The organism is Neisseria sp. HMSC065C04, from assembly GCF_001815375.1.
In the GTDB taxonomy this organism is placed as follows: Bacteria; Pseudomonadota; Gammaproteobacteria; order Burkholderiales; family Neisseriaceae; genus Neisseria; species Neisseria flavescens_D.
Genome location: NZ_KV820422.1, coordinates 415,090 through 421,089, shown reverse-complemented (window position 1 = coordinate 421,089; position 6,000 = coordinate 415,090). Strand labels below are relative to the sequence as shown.

Here is a 6,000-nt window from a genome sequence, read left to right as displayed (position 1 = left end):
AAAAAGGCCGTCTGAAAAATTTCAGACGGCCTTTGCTTTGTTTCAAACAATCAGCTCACAATTAATTTGAACCGACTTTGATTTTTTGCCACAAGTTGACAGACAGTTTTTTCGCATCTGCGCTCATTTGAGGCATGACGAAACCGTCTTTCATGTCTTGCTCGTTCGGGAAAATAGAACGTGTATTCACCAGCTCGGCAGGCATTTTTTCGCGTGCAGGTTTGCTGGCCGGTGCGAAGGTTACGGCAATACCGTTTTTCGCAGCCACTTCGGGATCAAGTGTGTAGTTGATGTATTTGTGGGCATTGACGATGTTTTTCGCATCGGCCGGAATCAGCCAAGATTCAATCCAGAAGCCCATGCCTTTTGGCGTCAACACTTCGATGCCGACGTTGTTTTTCACTTCTTCGGAACGCGCTTTGGCCAAGTTCAAGTCGCCGCCATTACCTGCCGCCAAGCAGATGTCGCCGCGTGCCAATTCGTCAATGATGGAAGGGCTGAAACGTTTCACGTCTGGACGGATGGTTTTCAAAACTTCCGCCGCCGCTTTCAAATCTTCAGGATTCGAGCCTTTAGGATCTTTACCCAAGTAGTTCAACAAAATTGGGAACATTTCGCTCGGTGTATCCCACAAAGCGATGCCGCAAGATTTCAGCTTGTTGGTGTATTCAGGTTTAAACAGCAAATCCCAGCCGTTTTCAGGCAATTTTCCGCCCAAAAGCTCCTTGCCCTTCGCCGTAATCGCAATCGTATTCACACCTGAGAAGTATGGAACGGCGTATTGATTGCCTGGGTCGGCGGTTTCCAACATCTTCAGCAATTCAGGGTCGATGTTTTTATAGTTCGGAATCAAGTCCTTATTGATTTTTTGGTATGCACCTGCCTCAATTTGGCGCGGTAGGAAGGCAATACCGGGCACAACCAAGTCATAGCCGGATTTGCCGGTCAGCATTTTGGCTTCCAGCGTTTCGTTGTTTTCATACAAATCGTAAGTCAGCTTCAAATTGTTGGCTTTTTTGAAGTCTTCGACTGTACTTTCGTCAACGTAGTTTGACCAGTTGTAGATATTCAAAGTATCGGTGGCGGCTGCTTCGGCATTGGCAGCAGGCGCGCTGCCTGCTTGAGGTTGCTCGGCTTTTTTCTCGCCACCGCCGCACGCGGCCAAAGACAATGCGGCCAATACGGCTAATACAGATTTTTTCATACGGGCAGATTCCTGATGAAAGAGTGGTTAATGTCAATAAATAAGAAACCCTGCACCCCATAAACACCCCGGCGCAGAGTTAGGCTATTGTAATGGAAACGTAAGCAAACGCAAAGCAATATCCATCTGATTTTTATTGAAATAAGGCAAAGCAATATCATCTTTTTCCCAAAAGCGTTGCACCGGCTGTCGTTTTTGGGCAAAATACGGCTGATTTGCGCGCGTTTATAGAGAAAAAGCTTGCATATAAGGAAATCTGTCTTTAAAATTGCGCGTTTACAGAATTTATTTTTCAGGAGATATTCAATATGGCAAACAGCGCACAAGCCCGCAAACGTGCCCGCCAGTCGGTTAAACAACGCGCCCACAACGCCAGCCTGCGTACTGCATTCCGTACCGCTGTGAAAAAAGTGTTGAAAGCAGTTGAAGCCGGTGACAAAGCTGCTGCTCAAGCAGTTTACCAAGAATCCGTTAAAGTCATCGACCGTATCGCTGACAAAGGCGTATTCCACAAAAACAAAGCAGCCCGTCACAAAAGCCGTCTGTCTGCTAAAGTAAAAGCTTTGGCTTAATACTGACGCAGATGCCGGAAATCCTGACAACCAAAGCAGGATGAATCGAGCTGATACGATGCCCCTGAGGTCCTGCCTTTCAGGGGCATTGCCGTATTCACCGCCCAAACCGACTAAACAAAACCATTTACCCTTTCATCAGGCCGTCTGAAAAACAACGGAAACTCTCATGAACAAGATGTTGAAACATTCCCTAAGTATCGGATTCATTGCCGCAGCCCCGCTGGCCGCCGCCGATACCGCTCTACACTGCACCACCATTCAAGACAACGCCACCCGTTTGGCGTGTTACGACAACATCTACTCGGCGCAACTTCCCCCTCAATCCCCACTGCCGCAAGCGCAAACCGAAACCGCCAAAACACCGGTTGACCTCGAAAAAAGCATGCGCAAGAGCATTGAGAAAAAAGAAGCGGCCATCGTATTCGACAACCCTACCCATCCGAATATTTCAGACGACGTATTAAGCGAAACTGCCGACAGCTATACGCCTTTAAGCCTGATGTACGATTTGGATAAAAACGACACACGCGGCCTGTTAAGCGTACGCGAGCACAACCCTATGTACCTCATGCCCGTTTGGTACAACAGCAGCCCCAACTATTACCCGGAATCCCCCAGTCGCGGCATAACTACGCAGGAAAAATTCAGCGAGCAAAAACGCCTCGAAACCAAAATGCAGGTTTCCTTCAAAAGCAAGATTGCCGAAGATTTATTTAAAACCCGTGCCGACGTATGGTTTGGCTACACCCAAAAATCCGACTGGCAAATCTTCAACCAAGGCCGCAAATCCGCTCCGTTCCGCAACACCGACTACGAGCCCGAAATCTTCATTACCCAACCTGTTAAAGCAGACCTGCCTTTCGGCGGCAAACTGCGTATGGTTGGCGCAGGTTTTGTTCACCAATCCAACGGTCAAAGCCGCCCGGAATCGCGCTCATGGAACCGGGTTTACGCCATGGCCGGCATGGAATGGGGCAAGCTGACCGTTATTCCTAGAGTTTGGATGCGCGCCTTCGACCAAAAAGGGGATGACGACGACAATCCGGACATCAACAAATACATGGGCTACGGCGACTTGAAAGTCCAATACCGCTTTAATGACAAACAAAATGTTTATTCCGTCCTGCGTTACAACCCGAAAAGCGGACGCGGTGCCGTTGAAGCTGCTTATACCTTCCCGCTCAAAGGCAAACTCAAAGGTGTTGTCCGCGGCTTCCACGGCTACGGCGAAAGCTTGATTGACTACAACCACAAACAAAACGGCATCGGCTTCGGCCTGATGTTCAACGACTGGGACGGTATCTAAATGCCCCCATATTGTTTCAGACGGCCTTTGCAATCAAGGCGGCCGTCTGAAACAATAAAACAAAACAAGCCATTCGTTTAAAATACTCGTTTCCTAGCGTCCAAACGCGTATAATGCAAAGTTTGGGCAAAACTTGCCGGAATGAAACAAAGATGACAGAAGCCGCAGCCGAAAGCGGAAAAATCGCCAAGGCTTTAAAGAAATACCTGATTACAGGCGTACTGGTTTGGTTGCCGATTGCCGTAACCATCTGGGCGATGACCTACATCATCTCCGCCGCCGACAGACTGATCAGCCTATTGCCGGAAAGCTGGCAGCCCCAGCATTTCTGGGGATTCAACATACCCGGTTTGGGCATTGTTGCCGCCACAGTCGTCTTGTTCGTTACCGGCGTATTTGCCGCCAACGTATTAGGCAGACGGATTCTAGGCGCGTGGGACAGCCTTTTGGGACGCATTCCCGTCGTCAAATCCATCTACTCCAGCGTTAAAAAAGTTTCCGAATCCCTGCTCTCCGACAGCAGCCGCTCGTTCAAAACCCCCGTACTGGTTCCCTTTCCGCAACCGGGCATTTGGACGATAGCCTTTGTTTCCGGCCATATCCCCGCTAAACTCAAAGGCAGCCTGCCGCAAGATGACGACTATATTTCCGTTTACGTTCCAACCACGCCCAACCCGACCGGCGGCTATTACATCATGGTGAAAAAAAGCGACGTGCGCGAGCTGGACATGAGTGTGGATCAGGCATTGAAATATGTAATTTCGCTGGGCATGGTGATGCCGGACGACTTACCGGTTAAATCCCTGCCCGCCCAAAAACCGTCTAGAGACGGTCATACCGAACACAACAATTAAGGTCTTCTTTTTTCAGATGGCCTTTCCTTCTTTTTCAAATTGAACAATATAAAAAGGTGATTTTATGCGTACCAACTATTGCGGCCTTATCAGCGAGCAATACTTAGACCAAACCGTGACCGTCAAAGGCTGGGTACACCGCCGACGCGACCACGGCGGTGTGATTTTTATCGACCTGCGCGACCGCGAAGGCATCGTTCAAGTCGTTATCGACCCTGACACTCCGGAAGCATTTGCCGCTGCCGACTCTTCCCGCAACGAATACGTTTTGAGCATTACCGGCCGCGTACGCAACCGTCCTGAAGGTACAACCAACGACAAAATGATTTCCGGCAAAATCGAAATCCTTGCCAAAGAAATCGAAGTCTTGAACGCTGCCGCTACGCCTCCGTTCCAAATCGACGATGAAAACATCAGCGAAAACGTTCGCCTGACCAACCGCGTTATCGACTTGCGCCGTCCTACCATGCAACGCAACCTGCGTCTGCGTTACCAAGTAGCCATGGGCGTTCGCCGCTACTTGGACGCACAAGGCTTCATCGACATCGAAACACCGATGCTGACCCGCTCCACTCCGGAAGGCGCACGCGACTACCTCGTACCAAGCCGCGTCCATCCGGGCGAATTCTTCGCTCTGCCGCAATCTCCGCAATTGTTCAAACAATTGCTGATGGTGGCCGGTTTCGACCGTTACTACCAAATCACCAAATGTTTCCGTGACGAAGACTTGCGTGCCGACCGTCAACCTGAATTCACTCAAATCGACTTGGAAACCTCGTTCTTGAACGAGGATGAAATTATGGACATCACCGAAGGCATGGCCAAACAAGTCTTCAAAGATGCTTTGAATGTAGATTTGGGCGACTTCCCACGCATGCCTTACTCTGAAGCCATGTTCTACTACGGCTCTGACAAACCGGACATGCGCATCAACTTGAAATTTACCGAGTTGACCGACCTGATGAAAACGGAAGAATTCAAAGTCTTCCGTGGCGCAGCCGACATGAAAGGCGGCCGCGTGGTCGCTTTGCGTGTACCGAACGGCGCAAAATTCAGCCGCAAAGAAATCGACGAATACACTAAATTTGTCGGGATCTACGGCGCAAAAGGTCTGGCATACATCAAAGTAAACGATGTGAGCAACCTCTCCAACGGCGAAGACAGCGGCCTGCAATCTCCAATCGTCAAATTCCTGTCTGAAAACGCCCTGAAAGAAATCATCGAGCGTACCGGCGCGCAAAACGGCGATATCATCTTCTTCGGCTCAGACAAAGCCAAAGTCGTGAACGAAGCCATCGGCGCATTGCGCATCAAAGTCGGTTTAGAACACGGCAAAGACAACGGCTACTTCGTAGACGAATGGAAACCTTTGTGGGTTGTCGATTTCCCAATGTTCGAATACGACGAAGAAGCCGACCGCTACGTTGCCGTACACCATCCGTTTACCGCGCCTAAAGAAGGTCATGAAGACCTGATGGTTTCCGACCCTGCAAACTGTCTGGCCCGTGCCTACGACATGGTATTGAACGGCTGGGAAATCGGCGGCGGCTCTATCCGTATCCACCGTGCAGACGTACAAGAGAAAGTGTTTGCCGCGCTGAAAATCAGCCCTGAAGAGCAACAAGAGAAATTCGGCTTCCTCTTGGACAACCTGAAATTCGGTGCACCTCCTCACGGCGGCCTTGCATTCGGCCTCGACCGTCTGGTTACCCTGATGACCGGTGCAGAATCTATCCGCGACGTGATTGCCTTCCCGAAAACACAACGTGCACAATGTCTGCTGACCAATGCACCTAATGTGGTCGACGACAAACAACTTCGCGAATTGAGCCTGCGTCTGCGTCAGAAAGCAGTTGAAACAAAAGAAGCATAATTTATCGGCTTAACCTTTAAAATATCAAGGCCGTCTGAAATTTTTGAAATTTCTTTCAAACTTTTCAGACGGCCTTTCTACATTTTGATCGTTTATATATAATCAACCCGCAAACTGTTTTATTTTAAACGTTCACTTTAATGACGTTAGAGTATAAAAAACAACCGTTTGTAAGAAAAACAAACAAA

At 49.3% G+C, this 6,000-nt stretch carries 5 protein-coding genes; 4 read left to right on the top strand and 1 reads right to left on the bottom strand.

The genetic code is table 11. The features are described from left to right. Positions 1–61: 61 nt before the first annotated feature. Positions 62–1,204, bottom strand: coding sequence for an extracellular solute-binding protein (locus HMPREF3022_RS10930; protein ID WP_070625056.1), 1,143 nt, complete (start codon positions 1,202–1,204; stop codon positions 62–64). Between the two features lie 308 nt (positions 1,205–1,512). On the opposite strand from HMPREF3022_RS10930, the gene rpsT reads away from it, so the two are divergent. From rpsT to aspS, 4 genes are all read left to right on the top strand, one after another. Further along, positions 1,513–1,776: a 30S ribosomal protein S20 gene (gene rpsT / locus HMPREF3022_RS10925; protein ID WP_002212556.1), complete on the top strand. Its 264-nt coding sequence runs from the start codon at positions 1,513–1,515 to the stop codon at positions 1,774–1,776. 169 nt (positions 1,777–1,945) lie between these two features. Continuing rightward, a complete protein-coding gene (locus HMPREF3022_RS10920) occupies positions 1,946–3,085 on the top strand; it encodes a phospholipase A (protein ID WP_070765658.1) in 1,140 nt (379 codons plus the stop codon). Between the two features lie 152 nt (positions 3,086–3,237). Beyond that, positions 3,238–3,939, top strand: coding sequence for a DUF502 domain-containing protein (locus HMPREF3022_RS10915; RefSeq protein ID WP_070765684.1), 702 nt, complete (start codon positions 3,238–3,240; stop codon positions 3,937–3,939). A 64-nt stretch (positions 3,940–4,003) separates the two neighbouring features. Next, positions 4,004–5,812 carry an aspartate--tRNA ligase gene (gene aspS / locus HMPREF3022_RS10910; RefSeq protein WP_070765657.1) on the top strand — a complete coding sequence of 603 codons (1,809 nt, stop codon included), beginning with the start codon at positions 4,004–4,006 and terminating at the stop codon, positions 5,810–5,812. Positions 5,813–6,000: the final 188 nt, after the last annotated feature.